This window comes from Caulobacter vibrioides (assembly GCF_002858865.1).
In the GTDB taxonomy this organism is placed as follows: Bacteria; Pseudomonadota; Alphaproteobacteria; order Caulobacterales; family Caulobacteraceae; genus Caulobacter; species Caulobacter vibrioides.
Genome location: NZ_PJRR01000004.1, coordinates 53,240 through 70,721, shown reverse-complemented (window position 1 = coordinate 70,721; position 17,482 = coordinate 53,240). Strand labels below are relative to the sequence as shown.

Annotated in this window: 17 protein-coding genes; 8 read left to right on the top strand and 9 right to left on the bottom strand. The window is 67.2% G+C overall.

Features of this window, described 5'->3' with window-relative positions; all coding sequences use genetic code 11:
• Positions 1-99: 99 nt before the first annotated feature.
• From CVUC_RS00735 to CVUC_RS00725, 3 genes are read left to right on the top strand one after another with little or no spacing between them, the layout of a single operon-like run.
• Positions 100-1,239 carry an epoxide hydrolase family protein gene (locus tag CVUC_RS00735; RefSeq protein ID WP_096034234.1) on the top strand — a complete coding sequence of 380 codons (1,140 nt, stop codon included), beginning with the start codon at positions 100-102 and terminating at the stop codon, positions 1,237-1,239.
• 24 nt (positions 1,240-1,263) lie between these two features.
• Positions 1,264-1,668, top strand: coding sequence for a GFA family protein (locus CVUC_RS00730; protein ID WP_096034235.1), 405 nt, complete (start codon positions 1,264-1,266; stop codon positions 1,666-1,668).
• The gene (locus CVUC_RS00725) at positions 1,665-2,699 is read left to right on the top strand and encodes a low specificity L-threonine aldolase (RefSeq protein ID WP_164468215.1); all 1,035 of its coding nucleotides are present in this window, start codon (positions 1,665-1,667) and stop codon (positions 2,697-2,699) included. The genes CVUC_RS00730 and CVUC_RS00725 overlap by 4 nt, the downstream gene beginning before the upstream one ends.
• Positions 2,700-2,747: 48 nt before the next feature.
• On the opposite strand, the gene CVUC_RS00720 is transcribed toward CVUC_RS00725, so the two are convergent.
• The 4 genes from CVUC_RS00720 to CVUC_RS00705 form a co-directional block, all read right to left on the bottom strand.
• Positions 2,748-4,976 carry a putative bifunctional diguanylate cyclase/phosphodiesterase gene (locus tag CVUC_RS00720; protein WP_096034237.1) on the bottom strand — a complete coding sequence of 743 codons (2,229 nt, stop codon included), beginning with the start codon at positions 4,974-4,976 and terminating at the stop codon, positions 2,748-2,750.
• Positions 4,977-5,130: 154 nt separating this feature from the next.
• Positions 5,131-5,766 (bottom strand): carboxymuconolactone decarboxylase family protein, encoded by a 636-nt coding sequence (locus CVUC_RS00715; RefSeq protein ID WP_010920931.1) that lies wholly within the window; start codon positions 5,764-5,766, stop codon positions 5,131-5,133.
• The gene (locus CVUC_RS00710) at positions 5,766-6,344 is read right to left on the bottom strand and encodes a VOC family protein (RefSeq protein WP_012640658.1); all 579 of its coding nucleotides are present in this window, start codon (positions 6,342-6,344) and stop codon (positions 5,766-5,768) included. Before CVUC_RS00710 ends, CVUC_RS00715 begins: the two co-directional genes overlap by 1 nt.
• A gap of 13 nt (positions 6,345-6,357) precedes the next feature.
• Positions 6,358-6,720: a phage holin family protein gene (locus CVUC_RS00705; protein WP_012640659.1), complete on the bottom strand. Its 363-nt coding sequence runs from the start codon at positions 6,718-6,720 to the stop codon at positions 6,358-6,360.
• A gap of 84 nt (positions 6,721-6,804) precedes the next feature.
• Here CVUC_RS00705 and CVUC_RS00700 point away from each other — a divergent pair, with 84 nt between their 5' ends.
• From CVUC_RS00700 to CVUC_RS00690, 3 genes are all read left to right on the top strand, one after another.
• The gene (locus CVUC_RS00700) at positions 6,805-6,909 is read left to right on the top strand and encodes a hypothetical protein (protein ID WP_024265905.1); all 105 of its coding nucleotides are present in this window, start codon (positions 6,805-6,807) and stop codon (positions 6,907-6,909) included.
• Positions 6,906-7,802, top strand: a complete 897-nt coding sequence (gene rpoH, locus CVUC_RS00695) for an RNA polymerase sigma factor RpoH (RefSeq protein WP_010920934.1) — start codon at positions 6,906-6,908, stop codon at positions 7,800-7,802. The genes CVUC_RS00700 and rpoH overlap by 4 nt, the downstream gene beginning before the upstream one ends.
• Before the next feature lie 435 nt (positions 7,803-8,237).
• Positions 8,238-8,972, top strand: coding sequence for an alpha/beta fold hydrolase (locus tag CVUC_RS00690; protein ID WP_101685771.1), 735 nt, complete (start codon positions 8,238-8,240; stop codon positions 8,970-8,972).
• Between the two features lie 97 nt (positions 8,973-9,069).
• Here the strand turns inward: CVUC_RS00690 and CVUC_RS00685 are convergent, their stop codons facing one another.
• From CVUC_RS00685 to CVUC_RS00665, 5 genes are all read right to left on the bottom strand, one after another.
• On the bottom strand, positions 9,070-9,879 hold the full coding sequence (locus CVUC_RS00685) for a response regulator (RefSeq protein ID WP_096034238.1): 810 nt from the start codon (positions 9,877-9,879) through the stop codon (positions 9,070-9,072).
• A 75-nt stretch (positions 9,880-9,954) separates the two neighbouring features.
• Entirely contained in the window at positions 9,955-11,094 is a 1,140-nt protein-coding gene (locus tag CVUC_RS00680; RefSeq protein WP_096034239.1) for a hypothetical protein, read from the bottom strand.
• Positions 11,095-11,197: 103 nt separating this feature from the next.
• Positions 11,198-12,922 carry an ATP-binding protein gene (locus CVUC_RS00675; RefSeq protein ID WP_164468216.1) on the bottom strand — a complete coding sequence of 575 codons (1,725 nt, stop codon included), beginning with the start codon at positions 12,920-12,922 and terminating at the stop codon, positions 11,198-11,200.
• A 97-nt stretch (positions 12,923-13,019) separates the two neighbouring features.
• Positions 13,020-14,306: an adenylosuccinate synthase gene (locus tag CVUC_RS00670; protein WP_096034241.1), complete on the bottom strand. Its 1,287-nt coding sequence runs from the start codon at positions 14,304-14,306 to the stop codon at positions 13,020-13,022.
• A gap of 120 nt (positions 14,307-14,426) precedes the next feature.
• Positions 14,427-15,053: an acyloxyacyl hydrolase gene (locus CVUC_RS00665; protein WP_010920940.1), complete on the bottom strand. Its 627-nt coding sequence runs from the start codon at positions 15,051-15,053 to the stop codon at positions 14,427-14,429.
• Positions 15,054-15,149: 96 nt separating this feature from the next.
• Here CVUC_RS00665 and CVUC_RS00660 point away from each other — a divergent pair, with 96 nt between their 5' ends.
• Positions 15,150-16,127: a threonine ammonia-lyase gene (locus CVUC_RS00660; protein ID WP_096034242.1), complete on the top strand. Its 978-nt coding sequence runs from the start codon at positions 15,150-15,152 to the stop codon at positions 16,125-16,127.
• Between the two features lie 132 nt (positions 16,128-16,259).
• The gene (locus CVUC_RS00655; protein ID WP_096034243.1) at positions 16,260-17,471 is read left to right on the top strand and encodes an alanine racemase; all 1,212 of its coding nucleotides are present in this window, start codon (positions 16,260-16,262) and stop codon (positions 17,469-17,471) included.
• Positions 17,472-17,482: the final 11 nt, after the last annotated feature.

Below are 17,482 nucleotides of genomic sequence, written 5' to 3'. Positions count from 1 at the left end.
AAGTCGCGGGATGACGGAGATATTTGCGTTCAAGCACGCATCCCTTGACCTCCCCCGCGTAAACCACCCGACCCTCCTGTTCAAAACAGGGAGATCGCCATGCCAAAGCCGTTCGAGGTGAACTGGAGCCGCGAGGCGGTCGACAAGGTGCTGGCTCAGGTCCGCGCCTATGAGTTCCCGCCCGCGCCAGAGGGCGGCGGCTGGGGCTATGGCTGTGACGCCGATTTCCTGAAGGACCTCTGCGCCTATTGGACGAGCGGCTTCGACGTCGGCGCGGTCCAGGCGAACCTGAACCGCTTCCAGCAGTTCACCGCCACCATCGAGGATCTGGACATCCACTTCGTCCACGTGGTCGGCGAGGCCGGCGGCAAGCGGCCGCTGCTGGTCACCCATGGCTGGCCGGGGTCGCACTTCGAGTTCTGGGACGCGATCGAGCCCCTGGCCTTCCCCTCGCGCCACGGCGGCGATCCGGCCGACGCTTTCGATCTGGTCATCCCGTCGCTGCCGGGCTTCGGCTTCTCGGGCAAGCCGAGGCGGCCGCTGGGCCAGAGAGCCACCGCGCGCCTGTTCAACACCCTGATGACCCGCGAGTTGGGCTACGAGACCTACCTGGCCCAAGGCGGCGACTGGGGCGGGCTCGTCACCTCGTGGCTGGGCCTGGATCACGCCGCCCACATCAAGGCCATCCACCTGAACATGATCGGCCTGCGTCCCGCCGGTCCGCCCACAACCCAGGAAGAGATCGACTGGATCACCGGCTTTGGCGCCCAGATGGACCTGTGGGGCGCCTATTTCCGGCTGCAGGCCAGCAAGCCGCAGTCGGTGGCCTGGCTGGGGGCCAGCAACCCCGTGGGTCAGGCGGCCTGGATCCTCGAGCGCTTCCACGACTGGGCCGACCTGTCGGGCAAGCCCTTCGAGCAGGTGTTCAGCCGCGACCAGCTGCTGACCAACCTGATGATCTATGTGATGACCGGCAGCTTCACGACCGGCGCCTGGTACTACCGCGCCATGCTTGAGGAAGGCGGGCCGGTGCTGGCGCAGGGCCAGCGCTGCGAGACCCCGACCGCCTTCGCCAACTTCCCCGGCGAGAGCATCTACAAGCCCCCGCCCCGCTCGTGGGCCGACCGGGCCTACAACATCACGCGCTGGAGCCAGATGCCGCGCGGCGGTCACTTCGCCGCGATGGAGGAGCCCGGGCTGTTCGTCGACGACGTGCGGGCGTGGGCCAGAGAGCTTTAGATTTCTGATCGGAGGGGAAACGCGATGAGCAAGATCACCGGCGGCTGCCTGTGCGGCGAGATCCGCTACGAGATGGAGGGCGTGTTCAACGTCGCCGTCTGCCACTGCCGCGAATGCCAATACGCTTCGGGCGGCGGTCCAAACTACATCGCCCTGGTCCCCACGCCGGCGTTCGCCTTCACCAAGGGCGAGCCCCGTCGCTACACGCGGCCCGGTGGCAGCGGCCAGGCGGTGACGCGGATCTTCTGCGCGGACTGTGGCACGCCCTTGGTGTCTGAGATCGCCATGCCCGTCGTGGCGGTGAAGCTCGGCGGTCTCGATGATCCGGCGCCCTACAAGGCGGGCGTGTCGGTCTGGACGTGCGAGGCGCAGCCGTGGCATCCGATCGACCCGGCCGCTCCGGCCTTTGCGAAAAACCCCTCAGGTTGATGACCCAGACCGCGCCCCGTTTCGATTTCGCCTCCGACAACGTCGCCGGCGCCATGCCCGAGGTGATGGAGGCGTTGATCGCGGCCAATGCGGGGACGGCCTCGGGCTATGGGACAGACCATGTCAGCTGCGCCGCCGCCGATCGCATCCGCGCCGCGCTGGACGCCGACGCGCAGGTGCGGTTCACCGCCTCGGGCACGGCGGCCAACGCCTTCGCCCTGACGCTGCTGGCCCAACCGCACGAGGCGGTGCTGGCCCACGAGCACGCCCACATCTGCACGGACGAGACCGGCGCGCCCGGCTTCTTTGGCCAGGGCGTCGGCCTGATCGGCCTGCCGGGCGCATCGGGCAAGATGGAGTTGGCGGCCCTGGAGGCGGCGCTGGCCCAGCCGGACGTCTCGTACCGCCAGCCGGCGGCCGCCCTGTCGCTGACCACCGCCACCGAGTACGGCACGGTCTATTCGGAAGACCACCTGCGGGCCCTGATCGCGCCGGTGAAGGCCAAGGGCTACGGCGTCCACCTGGACGGCGCGCGGCTGGCCAATGCGGTCGCGGCGGGCTTTGACCTGAAAAGCATCGCCAAGATGGGCGTCGACATCCTGGTGATGGGCGGCACCAAGGCCGGCTCGACGCCCACCGAGGCCGTGGTGTTCCTGAACCCGGGCCACGCCAAACGCCTGGACGCGCGCCTCAAGCACGCCGGCCAGCTGATCTCGAAGGGACGCTTCCTGGCCGCGCCGTGGCTGGGCCTGCTGGGCGAGAACGGTCAGACCGCCCCCTGGGCCGCCCGCGCCGCCCACGCCAACGCCATGGCGCAGAAGCTGGCCGCGCTGATGCCCTTCCCGATCAAGCACCCGGTGGAGGCCAACGGCATCTTCGTCGAGATGGATGAACCCGCCCTGGAACGCCTGCGCGGCGAAGGCTGGTTCGTCTATCGCTTCCTGGACGGCACGGTGCGCTTCATGTGCTCGTGGGCCACGACGCCCGAGATGGTCGAGGATCTGGGCGCGGCGCTGAAGCGAGTGGCTTAGACGGCTCCCTCTCCCTGAGGGAGAGGGGCGGGGTGAGGGGTTACGCCGTCAACCGGCGTGCCGGCAGTCCGTTTGAGGCTTTAACCCCTCATCCTCCCACGCCTGCGGCGCGGGCCCCTCCTTCTCCCTCTGGGAGAGGGTGGTCACGGGCGTCGGCGGCTCAGCGGCGGATGTGCCGGTGACCCCCAGCATCTTGGCGATCTCGCTGGCCGGCGCCGGGCGGCTGATGAAATAGCCCTGGATCTCGGCGCAGCCCTGCTGGCGCAGAGCGTCCAGCTGGGCCTGGGTCTCGACGCCCTCGGCCGTGGTGACGACGCCCATAGAGGCCCCCAGGTCCAGCACCGCCTTGATGATGGCCATGGCGTCGCTGTCGTGCAGGATGTCGCGCACGAAGGTCTGGTCGATCTTGATCTTGTCGAACGGGAAGCTGCGCAGATAGCTCAGCGAGCTGTAGCCGGTGCCGAAGTCGTCCATCGAGATCCGCACGCCCAGCGCCTTGAGGTCGTGCAGCATGGTCATGTTGGCCTGGCTGTCCTGCAGCAGCACCGACTCGGTGATCTCCAGCTCCAGGCGCTGCGCCGGCAGGCCCGACGCCGCCAGGGCCGAGACGACCGTGCGCACCAGCCCCCGGTCGCGGAACTGGGCCGGCGACAGGTTCACGGCCAAGCGCACATGCTCGGGCCAGTTCGCCGCCTCGGCGCAGGCGCGGCGCAGGACCCACTCGCCCAGTTGGACGATCAGGCCGATCTCCTCGGCCAAGGGGATAAAGTCCGCCGGCGAGACCATGCCACGCTCAGGGTGGCGCCAGCGCAGCAGCGCCTCGCAGCCCGTCACCCGCTCGTCGCCCAGGTGATAGAGCGGCTGATAGAACAGCTCGAACTCGCCGGCCTGCAGCGCGCGGCGCAGGTCCAGTTCCAGCGCCCGGCGGGCCTGCAGCTGCTCGTCCATGGCCCGCTCGAAGAAGTGATAGGCCCCGCGCCCATCGGCCTTGGCGCGGTACAGCGCCATGTCGGCCTTCTTCAGCAACTCGTCGGCGTCGTCGCCGTCGGTCGGCGCCAGGCTGACCCCGACGCTGGCCCCGATGACGACATGGTGGCCCTGAAGGTCGAACGGCGCGGCCATGGCCTCGACGATGCGCGCGGCCAGGCGCGTGGCGCCATTGCTGTCATCCAGACCTGTCTGCACGATGGCGAACTCGTCACCGCCCAGGCGAGCGACCGTGTCGCCCTCGCGCACGCAGCCGCGCAAGCGCTCAGCGGCGATCTTCAGCAGCGCGTCGCCCAGCGGATGGCCCAGGGTGTCATTGACGGTCTTGAAGCGGTCCAGATCGACGAAATGGACGGCCAGGGCGTCGCCCTTGCGCGAGCGGCGGGCCAGGGCCTCGCCGAGCGACTTCTGGAACAGCACGCGGTTGGGCAGATCGGTCAAAGGATCATAGTGCGCCAGGCGGGCGATCTGCGCTTCGGCGCGCTTGCGTTCGGCGATGTCCTCCGAGACGCCCAGCAGATACTCCGCGCGCCCCTCGGCGTTGAGCAGAGCGATCTTCTTGGTCCGCAGGATGGCCGTGCCGCCGTCCTTGCGCGGAACGTGATCCTCCTCGATCACCCGCACCTCGCCCGAGTCCAGCACCGCCCGGTCGCGTTCGCGATAGAGCGCCGCCAGTTCGGCGTCATGGATGTCGGCGTCGGTCTTGCCGATCACCTCGTCGCGCTTGAAACCGAGCGTCTTTTCGCCGGCGCGATTGAGCAGGACATAGCTGTGATCGTCGGCGCGCTTGACGAACACCATGGCGGGCATGGCCTCGACAATGCCGGTCATGAAGGTCTGCGCGCGCTCCACCTCGGCCTTGGCCAGCGCCAGGGCCTCAACGCCGCGTCGGTTGGTCTCGTTCGCCGCCTGCAGGAGCGCCAGGACGGTCCCGACGCCCAGATACCGCCCCGCCTCGGTGACGATGAAACCGCGCAGCAGATCCGATGCGCGATACGACAGGCTGTCGGTCGTGAAGTCGGCCAGCGCAATCTCGGCGTCCACGACCAGCGGCTCGCGGTCCATCAGGGTCGAGATCGGACGGTTGGCGTAGAGCGCGCGACCATATTCCGCGGCCATGCGCAGGAAGAAGGCGTTGCGCTCGACCAAACCGATCGGGCGGTTGTCAGCGTCCAGAACCGGAATGATCAGTGTGTCAGGCTCTTCGCGGAAGCGGTCATACAGCGTCTTGCCGAGGTGATCCTCGCGCGCCGGCTCCAGGAAAGACACGGTGTCCCGCAGGGTGAACATTATACGCCTCCACTCGCGGGAGCAGAAGGCGGATTGGGACCTAACGCCGCGCTAACACCCCAATCCGAGGACGTCAATTTCGCGAAAACTTCACAACACCGTCACAGTGCTTGCGGAGTTGTTTACAAGTGGCCTTCAATACCTCGAATTATAGTTAACGACCTGTATCCAGAAAATCTCGTGCATTGAAACCTTCTGGCGGCGCGACTTCGACAATCGGGTCGTCGCGGTCGTCAAACTCGGTGCGCAGGGCCCGGCTCATCACCGCGTGCATCTCATAGAGGCAGGTGATGTAGGTCAGCTCCAGAATCTGCTCGTCGGACAGGAAGGTCTTGAGGGCGGCGAACACACCGTCGGCCACGCGGCCGCCGTCCAGCACCAGGCCGTCGGCATAGGCCAGCACCGCGCGCTCGTGGGCGTCGAACGCGGTCGAGACCGACCAGTGCGGGACGGCGGCGATCTTGTCCTCAGACACGCCCAGCCCGCGCAGCGACTTGCAGTGCTGGGAGAACACGAACTGACTGCCGCGCGCCCAGCCCGCCCGGGTCTGGGCCAGTTCACGCAGCACCGGGTCCAGCTTGCGGACGGGATCGCGATAGAGCGCAAAGCCCTGAGCCGCGTGGCGCAGGATGTCGGGACTGCCGGCGAAGACCGTCCACCAGTCGCCGCGCGTGCCGGTGTCGGTGCCCGGCTCGGCCACCGGATCGCGGTCGCCGAACAGCAGGTCGTAGAGCTTCAAGGTTCCCTTGTCGGTGACCTCGGCGCGGGGGATCTGGCGCAGGCGCGGCATCAGGCGCTCACCACCGCGTGGGCCGGTTCGTGCCGCACGTCGTCGGGGCCGAAGGCGCGGGTGAAGGCGGCCAGCTCCATCATGATCCCGTTGGGGTCAGTGAAGTAGACCGAGCGAACGAACACGCCCGGATGCAGCTTGCGGGCCACGCCCATCTCGCTGTCATCGTGGTTCACGACCATCGGGAACACCGGGACCCCGGCGGCCTGCAGGCGCTGAAGGCACGCGTCGAGATCGGCCTCGTCGACGCTGAAGGCGACGTGGTTCATCGAACCGACCGCCGTCTTGGCCTCGGCCGGGAAGGCCTTGACCGACGCCACCCCCGGCGCGGCGGGCGGGACGTCCGGCCACCAGAAGAAGGCCAGGCAAGACCCGCCCCCGCAGTCGAAAAAGAAGTGCTGACCCCCGTCCGGCAGGGCCACGGTCTTGACCAGCGGCATCTGCAGGATCTGGGTGTAGAACCGCACCGTCTCGGCCATGTCGCGGCAGACCAAGGCCAGGTGATTGACGCCGGTGATCTTCATCTCGGCTTCCTCCTGGAGACCAAGGTTACGCCAAACCGACAGGGCGTCGAGCATGACGTGGGGGCGCCTACTCCCGCTCCTCCTTCTTGGTGTCGCCCAGCAGGATCTGGCCGCCCCAGCTGACCACGCCGGTGACGATGGCCGCGAGCATCCCCGCCCACAGGCCGCGAACCGTCAGGCCGTCCAGCATCCAGGCCACGAGGCCGATCATGCCGGCGTTCACCACCAGCAGGAACAGGCCCAGGGTCGCCAAGGTCAGAGGGAAGGTCAGGAGGGTCACGATCGGGCGCACCACCGCATTGACGATGCCCAGCAGCAGGCCCGCGATGAGCAGGGTCTTCCAACCGTCGGCTGAAACGCCCGGGACGATCTGGGTCGCCAGCCACAAGCCGAAGGCGGCGATCAGCAGGCGAAAAATGAGACGGACCATGACTTCTCTCCAACTTCAGCCGCAACGCGTCCAAACCATCGCCGCATTCGTACAATATCCGAGCCCGAAACTCGGACATTACAAATGCGTTACCGCTCTTCAAACTGCCGCAGCGTGAACTATCTACCCTCCTGTGTGGGGGATGATCGCGCGCGATTGGCGAGCGGATCCGCACGCAAGGGGATATGAGTAAGATGGCCGTGAATTCTCTATCGGTGATGTCGCCGGACGGCGGCTTGTCGCGTTACCTCACCGAGATCCGCAAGTTCCCGATGCTCAGCAAGGACGAAGAGTTCATGCTGGCCCAGCGCTGGAAAGAGCATCAGGACCCGCAAGCGGCCCACAAGATGGTCACCAGCCACCTGCGCCTCGTAGCCAAGATCGCCATGGGCTACCGCGGCTACGGCCTGCCGATCGGCGAGGTCATCTCCGAGGGCAATGTCGGCCTGATGCAGGCGGTCAAGAAGTTCGAACCCGAAAAGGGCTTCCGCCTGGCGACCTACGCCATGTGGTGGATCCGCGCCTCGATCCAGGAATACATCCTGCGCTCGTGGTCGCTGGTGAAGATGGGCACGACCGCTGCGCAGAAGAAGCTGTTCTTCAACCTGCGCAAGGCCAAGAGCCAGATCGCCGCCTTCCAGGAAGGCGACCTGCACCCTGACCAGGTCAGCCAGATCGCCACCAAGCTGGGCGTGCTGGACAGCGAAGTCATCTCGATGAACCGCCGCCTGTCGGGCCCCGACGCCTCGCTGAACGCGCCGCTGCGCGCCGACGGCGAGAGCGAGTGGCAGGACTGGCTGGCTGACGAGGAGCAGGTCTCCCAGGAGACCCGCGTCGCCGAGGACGAGGAAAAGTCGCTGCGGATGTCGCTTCTGGAAGAGGCGATGGTCGAGCTGACCGACCGCGAGCGTCACATCCTGACCGAGCGCCGCCTGAAGGACGATCCGACCACCCTGGAAGAACTCGCCGCCCAATACGGCGTCAGCCGCGAGCGCGTGCGCCAGATCGAGGTGCGCGCGTTCGAGAAGCTGCAGAAGACCATGCGCGAGGCGGCGATCGCCAAGAACATGGTCGACGCCTAGGGCTTTGTCTCATGATCGTGAGACGGAAAGGGCGCTCTTCGGAGCGCCCTTTTTGTTGGGCCAACATCGGCGCCTCTACGTGCCGGCCAGACTGTCGCGGCGATGGACGCCCTGACGTGTCGCCGGGAAGGTCGGGTTTCTGGAGACAGGCGGGAGACTGCCCACGGCCCTGAGCGGACGTGTTTCCCTCTCCCCTTGAGGGAGAGGGTGGCCGCCGAAGGCGGTCGGGTGAGGGGTCGCGCTCCGCTATCCTGAGATGCTTTTCAACCCCTCATCCGTCAGCTTCGCTGACACCTTCTCCCGCAAGGGGAGAAGGAAAACTAGGTCCGCCCCCCCCTCAACAGCCTTTAGGAACGTCCGGTCTTCGGCGTCGGCTTTGATCGTCGGAGAGCAAAGCAGGCGGCAGAGCACTGTGAGCGGGAGCTTGTAGCGGCAATGATGGTACGCACGCCCATGACCACTCCTACCCCCCAGCTGATCCTCCTGCCCGGCCTGCTGAACGACGCCGAGCTTTGGCGCGACCAGATCCGTGGGCTGGCGGACGTCGCGCGTTGTTGGGTTCCGGATCTTTCGCCGTACGCCACGATCCGCCAGATGGCCGAGCACGTGCTCGTCCACGCCGAACCGACCTTCGCCCTCGCCGGCTTCTCGATGGGCGGCTATGTGGCCCAAGACATCGCCCGGATCGCGCCTGAGCGGATAGAGCGTCTGGCCCTGCTGGATACCTCGATCCATGTCGACACGCCCGAGCGCGCCGCCCAGCGCCGCGCGTTGAACAAGGCCGCCGCCAAGGGCGGAACGTTCCTGGGGATCGGCCAGGCGATCATGAAGAGCTATATCGACGCCTCGCGCCTGGACGACGTCGACCTCACCCGCCGCATCGTCGACATGACCCAGCGCCTGGGCCGCGAGGTGTTCCTGCGCCAGAACAGCCTGGAGCGCGAGGACGGCGAAGCCGCGCTGCGCGCCTTGCGTGTCCCGTTGGTGGTCATTGTCGGCGAGAACGACCAGATCACGCCTGCGGAGGGACACCGCAAGATGGCCGCCGCCATCGGCTGTTCGCACCTGGTTGTGATCCCCGATACGGGGCACATGACGCCGATGGAGGCCCCAGGCCCCGTGAACGGCGCCTTACGGCACTGGCTGGCCCGTCCCGCCGGACATCGCTAGAGCATTTTCCGACGAAGTGGATTCGGTTCGTCGTCAGAAAATGCGTTAATACAAAGGGCTAGAGCATTTCTCCGATCCAAACACATCGGAAAATGCTCTAGGCCGCGCGCCCCTTGTCCTCAGATCCCATGAACCCCATCAGGGCGTCGATGCGCTTGACCAGTTCGGTGCGCACATCCGCGCCGGTGATGTCGGATTGGGTGCAGGAGGCCAGGGCCTCGGCGGCTTGAACGAGACGCGGCTCCTTGACCGCCTCGCCCACCCGCCGCAGCTCCAGCGCTTGCGCGGCCAGGGCCCGACGGGCCTGAGTCGGATCGCTGTCCAACGCCTGGGCGGCGGACTTCACGATCCGAAGCGCTTGCGACAGGCGCGCGGCCGGCGTGTCGCTGGCGTCCGCCTTGCGCTTGCGCGGCCCCTTATAGTCCGCCGAGTTGAAACGACGGCGATCAGGCCCGACATAGGCGACGGCCTCGACCCATTCGCGCGGCTTCAGGGTCACCGCCTCGAGGCGTCGTTCCAGGTCCTTCAGATTGAAGGGTTTGCGCATGAACTCGTGCACGCCGGCGTCGCGCGCGCCGAAGATCGCCTCGGCCGTGGCTTCGCTGGTGCACATGATGACCGGCGCCTCGCGGCAGGTCAGATCGCTGCGACGCAGCTTGCGCGTGAACGCCAGACCGTCGACGCCGCTGCTACCGTGCTCGACGAAGATCAGCTGCGGATCGGCGGCGCGGGCCAAGGCGTAGCCCTTCTCGGCGGTCGGGGCCGGAAAGATCTGCACCCCGCCCAGAGGCCGAAGATGCTCGGTCAACAGACGTGCGGTCGCAGGGTTAGAGTCGACGACCATCACCCTCTGCACCTTCGCGGCGACACGCTGGATTGTGCGGACGTTGCCGTCAAACACGAACACGACTCCTGAACGTAAGGCCGGACCCTACGCCCCAGAGTGTAAAAATCCGCTTGATAATCTTCCGGCCGGCTTGCGTCAGTCCGGCAAGGGTACGGCCAGTCCAGCTTCGAAATCCATGAAGATATCGAGGGCTTCTTCGACCGAGGCAGTCAATGTTCCACCGGCCGGGTACCGGTAACGCCAGTAGCTGGAGATGTGTGAGATAGCGCCGACCCGCTCACCCAGATTCAGAAACAATTCCGGAGCTCGAAGCAGAAATTCACGGAATACACGCGCGTTGCTGTTCTCAACGAGGTGCTCGAAGGCGTCGTTGTAGACCTTGAGCGTCCTGAGGATAGCGTTCCGCTCGACCAGAACGCCGGTCTGCAAGCGACGGCGCGCCTCCTCCAGATAGCGGCCCGTTTCAGGGTCGCGCGGACCGCTGATCGCGAGACGACCGATCTCGGCGCCGACCTCGGCCAGACGCGGCCACAGGGTCTCCAGCATCCACTTGTAGTAGAGGAAGCCCTTCCAGCTGAAGACGCCCTCCTTGAAGCTGTCGCCCTCCAGGGCCAGGGTCGCGCGCAGGGGCTCGAGACGTTCATCCACATCCGTCGCCAGCAAGGCCTCGACCATGCGGGTGGCGTGGACCGCTCCGCCCCCGCCCATGTCGCGATAGGCCAGCGCGATCAGGCGCGCGATCTCGACGGCCACGAAGCCCTGCATCGCATCGATATCGGCCGGCGACAGGGCGAAATAGCAGGGCGCGGCGAACACGCCGTGGCGACGCAGGTGCTCGCGCAGCAGGAACGGGTCCAGCGACGGCAAGCTGTCGATCATCCGCAGGACCGACAGGTCGCCCTCGCCCGCGCCGTTGCAGGCGTTGATCAACAGATCGGTCCAGCCCCGCTGCCCGACAAGGACGGACTGCCCGCCCAGCGTCAGGTCCCGGCGGTCGAACGGGATGATGACCTTGGTCGTGGTCGCCCGTGCTTCCTCGAACAGGTAGATATCGTCGTGACGCACCCGGTGCTTGACGATCAGGGCGGTGTTCAGCACCCGGTTCTTGAAAAGCGGAGCCTGAAAGTGCTCAGGCCGATGGCCGCTTTCGGCCTCGATGGCGATCAGGTTGAGCACACGGCTGGTCGAGGCCGTCCGCTCCAGCGCACGCAGGCTGCGCGTCACCCGGTCGGATGCTCTGGCCGGCTTGAACTGATGGCGCGCGGTGGCGAGCACGGATCCCCCAGGTCCTGAAGAGACCGACCTGTAATGTGAAGCTGGCTAACAAACGCTAACCGAACATCGTTCTGCGAATCTATCGGAGCCCCAGGCCGGGGCTCTACATCCCCACCGCGCGTAGCCGCTGCAGTTCTGTGGGCGCCTTGCGAAGGCTGGCGACGGTGGCGAGCAGCCCGGCGGGCTGCACCGGCTTGGGATGGGCGTCATCAAAGCCTTGAGCCAGCAGGCGCTCGGCGTCGCCCACCATGGCGTCGGCGGTCAGGGCCACGACGGGAAGGTCAGTGCGTCCGGCCTCGCCCGCGCGAATGCGGCGCACCGCTTCGACCCCATCCATCCCCGGCATATGGACGTCCATCAGCACGACGTCGAAGTCCTCGATGCGCAGCCGGGCGAGGGCGGCGTGACCGTCACCGGCCACGGCGACGGCGGCGCCGACGGCTTCAAGGATCGTGCGCGCGACCGTCTGGTTCACCAGGTTGTCGTCGACGACGAGCACCCGCGCGCCGTCGAGCTGGGTCACGGCGGCGCGAGCCGGCGCCGCCACCAGCGGCGGCGCCGCCGGCAGGCCGAGACGCACGGTGAAGGTCGAGCCGACGCCCGGCTCGCTCGAGACGATGATCTCGCCCGCCATCAGCTCGGCCAGTTGCCGGCAGATCGAGAGCCCCAGGCCGGTGCCGCCAAAGCGGCGCGCGATCGAGGCGTCGCCCTGAGCAAAGGGCGTGAACAGGCGGCCGATCTGCTCGGCGGTCATCCCAACCCCGGTGTCGGTGACCGACAAGGTGACCACCCCGCCCGCCTCGCCGCCAAGACGGATGACGACACGGCCGCTCTCGGTGAACTTCAGGGCGTTGGAGACCAGATTCATCAGGATCTGGCGCACGCGGGTCGCGTCGCCGCTGACCCACGGCGGGGCGCTGGGGCTAACCTCCAGGATGAGGTCCAGTCCCTTCAACCGCGCGCTCTCGCTCCAGACCGCGCGCGTCTGCAGGGCCAGCTTGCGCAGATCGAACGGTGCGACCTCCAGATTGAGCTTTCCGGCCTCGATCTTGGACAGGTCCAGAATGTCGTTGAGGATCGTCATCAGGCCATGGCCCGACTGCTCGATCATCTCCAGGTACTCGGACTGCTGGGCGTCCAGCTTGGTGCCGCGCAAGGCGTGGGCCAGGCCCAAAACGCCGTTCATCGGCGTGCGCAACTCATGGCTCATCATCGCCAGGAAGGCCGACTTGGCGCGGCTGGCCTCCAGCGCCTGGGCTTCGGCCTCCTCCCGCGCCTTGGCCGAGGCGCGCATGGTGCGGACCGCGTCGGCGACATAGCCGATGAGGCCCAGCAGGATCATGAACGCCGCGAGCCTGTCCAGGAGGTCGAAGCGCTTGGCCAGCAGGGGCAAAGCGGCCAGCATCAGGAACGGCCAGACCGTCAGGGACAACATCGCCGCCAGGCTGTTCATCGCATAGCGAACGCCCTCCACGACGATGCCGAACAGGATCAGCAGCGCCGCGTACCGCATCGCCATGGGCCCGTTGAGGACGCAGTAGGCCGACATGAACGACCAGACCATGGCGAAGGCCGAGGGCGGTCCGATCCGCATGAAGCGAATTACGCCCTGTCCCCAATGGGGCCTGTAGGCGCGCTCCAGATAGACGACCCAAAGTTCGCAGATGGTGTTGGCGACCAGCCAGACGATCAGGGCGGTCCAACCAAGATAGAAAAACAGCAGGCCGCCGACCATGGCGGTCGCGATCAGCCGAGCCGCGCGGCTACGTCGCGTGACTACGAGCATCGCGCCCGCCTGGCCGTCATCCAGAATATCCCGGAGAGCCAAGCCCTCTACTCCCGCGAACTAAAAGTCGCGGGAGTTAGCGCCGACAAAGTTCAATAAGCATTTAAGCGTGGCCGCGAGAGCCTTGCTCAAAACACGCTCAGCCTTGGAACGGATCGCGCATCAAGATGGTGTCGTCACGCTCAGGGCTGGTCGAAAGCAACGCCACCGGCGCGCCGATCAGCTCTTCGACGCGGCGCACGTACTTGATGGCGTTGGCGTTGAGATCCTTGAAGGACCGGGCCCCGGCGGTGCTTTCCGTCCAGCCCTCGATCTCCTCATAGACCGGCGTGGCGGCGGCCTGATCGCGAAGACCGGCAGGCAGGTAGTCGACGACCTTGTCGCCGATCTTGTAGCCGACGCAGATCTTCAGGGTCTTCAAGCCGTCCAGCACGTCGAGCTTGGTCAGGGCCACGCCGTGGATGCCGTTGATGGCCACCGACTGGCGCACCAGCACCGAGTCGAACCAGCCGCAGCGACGCGCGCGGCCGGTGTTGACGCCGACCTCGCGGCCGACGGTCGACAGGTGCTTGCCGACCTCGTCGAACAGTTCAGCCGGGAACGGACCCTCGCCGACCCGGGTGGTGTAGGCCTTGACGATGCCCAGCACGAAGCCGGCCGCCGACGGGCCCATGCCCGAACCGGCCGAGGCCTGGCCGGCGGCGGTGTTGGACGAGGTGACGAACGGATAGGTACCGTGGTCAACGTCCAGCAGCGAACCTTGCGCGCCCTCGAACAGGATGCGGCGGCCGGCCTTGTAGGCCTGGTCCAGCACCCGCCAGGCCGGCTGGGCGTAGGACAGGATGCGCGGCGCCAGTTCCATCAGGGCGTCGAACAGTTCCTGCGCATTGGCCTCGGGCAGGCCAAGGCCGCGGCGCAGGGCGCCGTGGTGGGCCAGCAGGCGCTCGATCTTCGGCTTCAGGGCCTCGGGGTCGGCGAGATCAGCGACGCGGATGGCGCGGCGGCCGACCTTGTCCTCATAGGCCGGGCCGATGCCCCGGCCGGTGGTGCCGATCTTCTGGGTCGAGGCGGCTTCGCGCGCCTGGTCCAGGTCGCGGTGCAGCGGCAGGATCAGGCAGGCGTTGTCGGCCAGGATCAGCAGGTCGGGCGTGATCGCCACGCCCTGGTCGGCGATCTTGTCGATCTCGCTGAGCAGGTGCCAGGGATCGACCACGACGCCATTGCCGATGACGGAGAGCTTGCCTTGCACCACGCCCGAGGGCAGCAGGGCCAGCTTGTAGACCTTGCCGTCCACCACCAGCGTATGGCCGGCGTTATGGCCGCCCTGGAAGCGCACCACGACATCGGCGCGGTTGCTGAGCCAGTCGACGATCTTGCCCTTGCCCTCGTCGCCCCACTGGGCGCCGACAACGGTCACGTTAGCCATGGTTTGGATACGCCTTGTCGCCTGCCGAGTGACGCCGCAGGGTCCTTCGACAGGACTCGACCCCGGACGTGGTCTCAATTTTGGGCGGCGACGGCCTTGGCGTCACGCGCCTAGCCGAAGTCAGAAGGCGTAAACCAGCCGAACCCCTGCGTCGTCAAGCCCTTGGTTCTTTCCTTGATGGAAGATCTGGCCGTTCGACAGGTGGGTGTAGGACAGCTCGACCGAGACCTTGTCATTGACCTGATAGCCCAAGGCCAGTTCGGGCTCGAACAGCACCTTCGAGCCGAAGTCGATGCGATTGTAGTAGAGCCAGGTTCGGCGGGCGCGTTCTTCGGGCGTCAGGTTCGGCGCGTTGGCGGGCGGCAGGCCGGCCTTGCCGTCGGTATAGGCCAGACCGATGCCCGGTCGCAGATAGAAGCCGCCGGGCTGCCCCAGCTCGACCTTCCAGTTGAAGCCGACCGCCGCGAAGTTCGACGTATTGTTGGTGTTGATCGACACCATGGCGTGAACCTGCGGCTTGCCCAGCCAGTCCAGGCGCTCAATGCGGTTGGTGCGATAGCCCAGATGGATGTCGGCCCCGCCTTCGCGGCCGGCCGCGCCGAGGCCGATGGCGTTACCGATGAACGTGACGTCGTGCTTGTAGACGCCGACAAAGGCCTCGCCCGCAAAGGCGGAGGTCGCGCATCCGAGCCCGGCGGCGCCCAGCATCAAGGAGGCCACAGCGGCGAAAGTGGCGGTCTTCATCAAGTCGTCCTGAACAGCTTAGCCCCCACCCCAATATGGCGGTAACGGCAGAGGTCGGAAAGGGTTTCGATCGCAGCGTCGCCACGCTAGCCTAACTCTATGACCGTCTCGCTCGCCGATATCCAAGCCGCCGCCGCACGCCTGAAGGGCTTGGCCGTCGAGACGCCGCTGATCGAGAGCCCCGCCTTGAACGACAGGCTGGGCGGGCGGATTTTCCTCAAGCCCGAGACCTTGCAACGCGCCGGCGCCTTCAAGTTTCGCGGCGCCTACAACCGGCTGAGCCAACTGAGCGACGTTGAAAAGGCGCGCGGCGTCGTGGCCTTCTCGTCCGGCAATCACGCCCAAGGCGTGGCGCTGGCGGCCAGGCTGCTGGGCGTGCCGGCGCTGATCGTGATGCCCTCCGATTCGCCGAGCGTGAAGGTCGAGGGCACGCGAAGCTTCGGCGCGGACATCCGCTTCTACGACCGCTTCACCGAGGATCGCGTCGCCATCGCCGACCAGATCGCCGCCGAGCGCGGCTGCGTGGTCGTGCCCTCGTATGACGACCCGCACATCATCGCTGGCCAGGGCACGGTGGGTCTGGAGATCGTCGCCCAAGCCGCCGCGCAAGGCGCGACGCTGGACAGCCTGATCTGCTGCATCGGCGGCGGCGGATTGATCGCCGGGACGTCGACGGCGGTGAAGGCCCTCTCGCCGGCCACCGAGATCTGGGGCGTGGAACCCGCCGGCTTCGACGAGACGCGGCGCTCGCTGGAAAGCGGCCGGCGCGAGACCATCGACAAGGACGCCCGCTCGATCTGCGACGCCCTGCTGACCCCGATCCCCGGCGACCTGACCTGGCCGATCAATCAAAAGACCCTGTCCGGCGTGGTCGCCGTGACCGACGCCGAGGTGGCCGAGGCCATGCGCTATGCGTTCTCGACCTTGAAACTGGTGGTGGAGCCCGGCGGCTGCGTGGCCCTGACGGCGGCGCTGACAGGCAAGGTCGACGTCGCCGGCAAGACCGTGGCGATCGTGCTGTCGGGCGGCAATGTCGATCCGGGGTTGTTCGCGCAGGTCTTGGGCGGTCAAATCTGACTGCAAAACAGGGTGTCATCCCGGAAGCCTCGCAGAGGCTATCCGGGACCCAGGGGGTGTCAAAGCGCCGTGCGGGCCGCCCCTGGGTCCCGGCGCTCCGCTCCGCTACGGCCGGGATGACAAATAAGAAGAGTGGAGGGAGACAACATGAACTTTCCGAGCACAGAGCATCTCCCCCAGACCCCGCTGCTCGTCGTCGATCGCGCTGCGCTGGAGCGAAATCTCGCCCGGATGCAGGCGCTGTGCGACGCCGCCGGCGTGCGCCTGAGGGCGCATGGCAAGACCCACAAGTGCTCGACGCTGGGTCGCCTGATCATCGAGCGCGGCGCGGTGGGCCTATGCTGCCAGACCGTCGGCGAGGCCGAGGCCTATGTGGCGGGCGGGATCCAGGATGTACTGGTCACCGCCCCCTCCCCGCCCTGGGGCGCGGCGCGGCTGGCGGCGCTGGCCAAGACCGGCGCGCGGATCGGCGCAGTCGCCGATGACGAGGGCCAGATCGATCGGCTGTCGGACGCGGCCGTCGCGGCCGGCGTGACGCTGGACCTCGTGGTGGATCTGGATCTCGGCACCCACCGCGCCGGCGCCTATCCGAAGGACGCCCTACGTCTGGCGCGCGCCGCCGACGCTGCGCCCGGCCTGCGCTTCGCCGGGCTGCAGGCCTATCTGGGCCACCTCCAGCACATGGACGACCTTGACCTGCGCAAGTCGGCCGACGAAGCCGCCTTCGCCACCCTGAAGGCGCTGGTCGTCGAGCTGACCGAAGCAGGCCTTCCCCCGGCGGTTGTGACCGGCGGCGGCACCGGCACCCACACCTACGACCTGGCCTCCGGCGTCTACACCGAGCTGCAGGCCGGCTCCTACGCGGTGATGGATGTCGAGTACGACGCCTGCGGCGCGCCGGGCGGGCAGGCCTGGGGCTTCGAGCCGGCGATGGCCATCGCCGCCACCGTGGTTTCGGCCAACCACAAGAGCCATGTCACCGTCGACGCCGGCTTCAAGGCTGTGTCGATGGACGGTCCCCCCGCCCGTGTCGTGGCGGGCGCCGCGCCCGGCTCGCTGTGGCGGGCCATGGGCGACGAGCATGGCATGATCGCCCACCTGAGCCTGATCGACGTGCTGAAGGCCGGCGGTCGCGATCCGCTGGGCTTCGACAAGGCCGTCGCCGAAGCCGACGCCGATCCGGCCCGCGCCTGGCCCGCCGACGCGCCGAAGGTCGGCGACGTCGTCTGGCTGCAGCCGGGTCACTGCGACCCGACCATCAACCTCTATGACGCCCTGCATGTCTGGGACGGGGAGACTCTGGAGCGGTGGGCGGTCGACGGGAGAAGGGTGAGCAATCTCTAGTCCGACCTCCC

Excerpts from the sequence above, each read along its gene's own strand:
- CVUC_RS00670 (WP_096034241.1), bottom strand. The coding sequence starts at position 14,306 with ATGGCTAACGTGACCGTTGTCGGCGCCCAGTGGGGCGACGAGGGCAAG.
- rpoH (WP_010920934.1), top strand. The coding sequence starts at position 6,906 with ATGAGTAAGATGGCCGTGAATTCTCTATCGGTGATGTCGCCGGACGGC.
- CVUC_RS00705 (WP_012640659.1), bottom strand. The coding sequence starts at position 6,720 with ATGGTCCGTCTCATTTTTCGCCTGCTGATCGCCGCCTTCGGCTTGTGG.
- CVUC_RS00715 (WP_010920931.1), bottom strand. The coding sequence starts at position 5,766 with ATGCCGCGCCTGCGCCAGATCCCCCGCGCCGAGGTCACCGACAAGGGA.
- CVUC_RS00710 (WP_012640658.1), bottom strand. The coding sequence starts at position 6,344 with ATGCTCGACGCCCTGTCGGTTTGGCGTAACCTTGGTCTCCAGGAGGAA.
- CVUC_RS00730 (WP_096034235.1), top strand. The coding sequence starts at position 1,264 with ATGAGCAAGATCACCGGCGGCTGCCTGTGCGGCGAGATCCGCTACGAG.
- CVUC_RS00735 (WP_096034234.1), top strand. The coding sequence starts at position 100 with ATGCCAAAGCCGTTCGAGGTGAACTGGAGCCGCGAGGCGGTCGACAAG.
- CVUC_RS00690 (WP_101685771.1), top strand. The coding sequence starts at position 8,238 with ATGATGGTACGCACGCCCATGACCACTCCTACCCCCCAGCTGATCCTC.
- CVUC_RS00660 (WP_096034242.1), top strand. The coding sequence starts at position 15,150 with ATGACCGTCTCGCTCGCCGATATCCAAGCCGCCGCCGCACGCCTGAAG.
- CVUC_RS00700 (WP_024265905.1), top strand. The coding sequence starts at position 6,805 with ATGCGTTACCGCTCTTCAAACTGCCGCAGCGTGAACTATCTACCCTCC.
- CVUC_RS00720 (WP_096034237.1), bottom strand. The coding sequence starts at position 4,976 with ATGTTCACCCTGCGGGACACCGTGTCTTTCCTGGAGCCGGCGCGCGAG.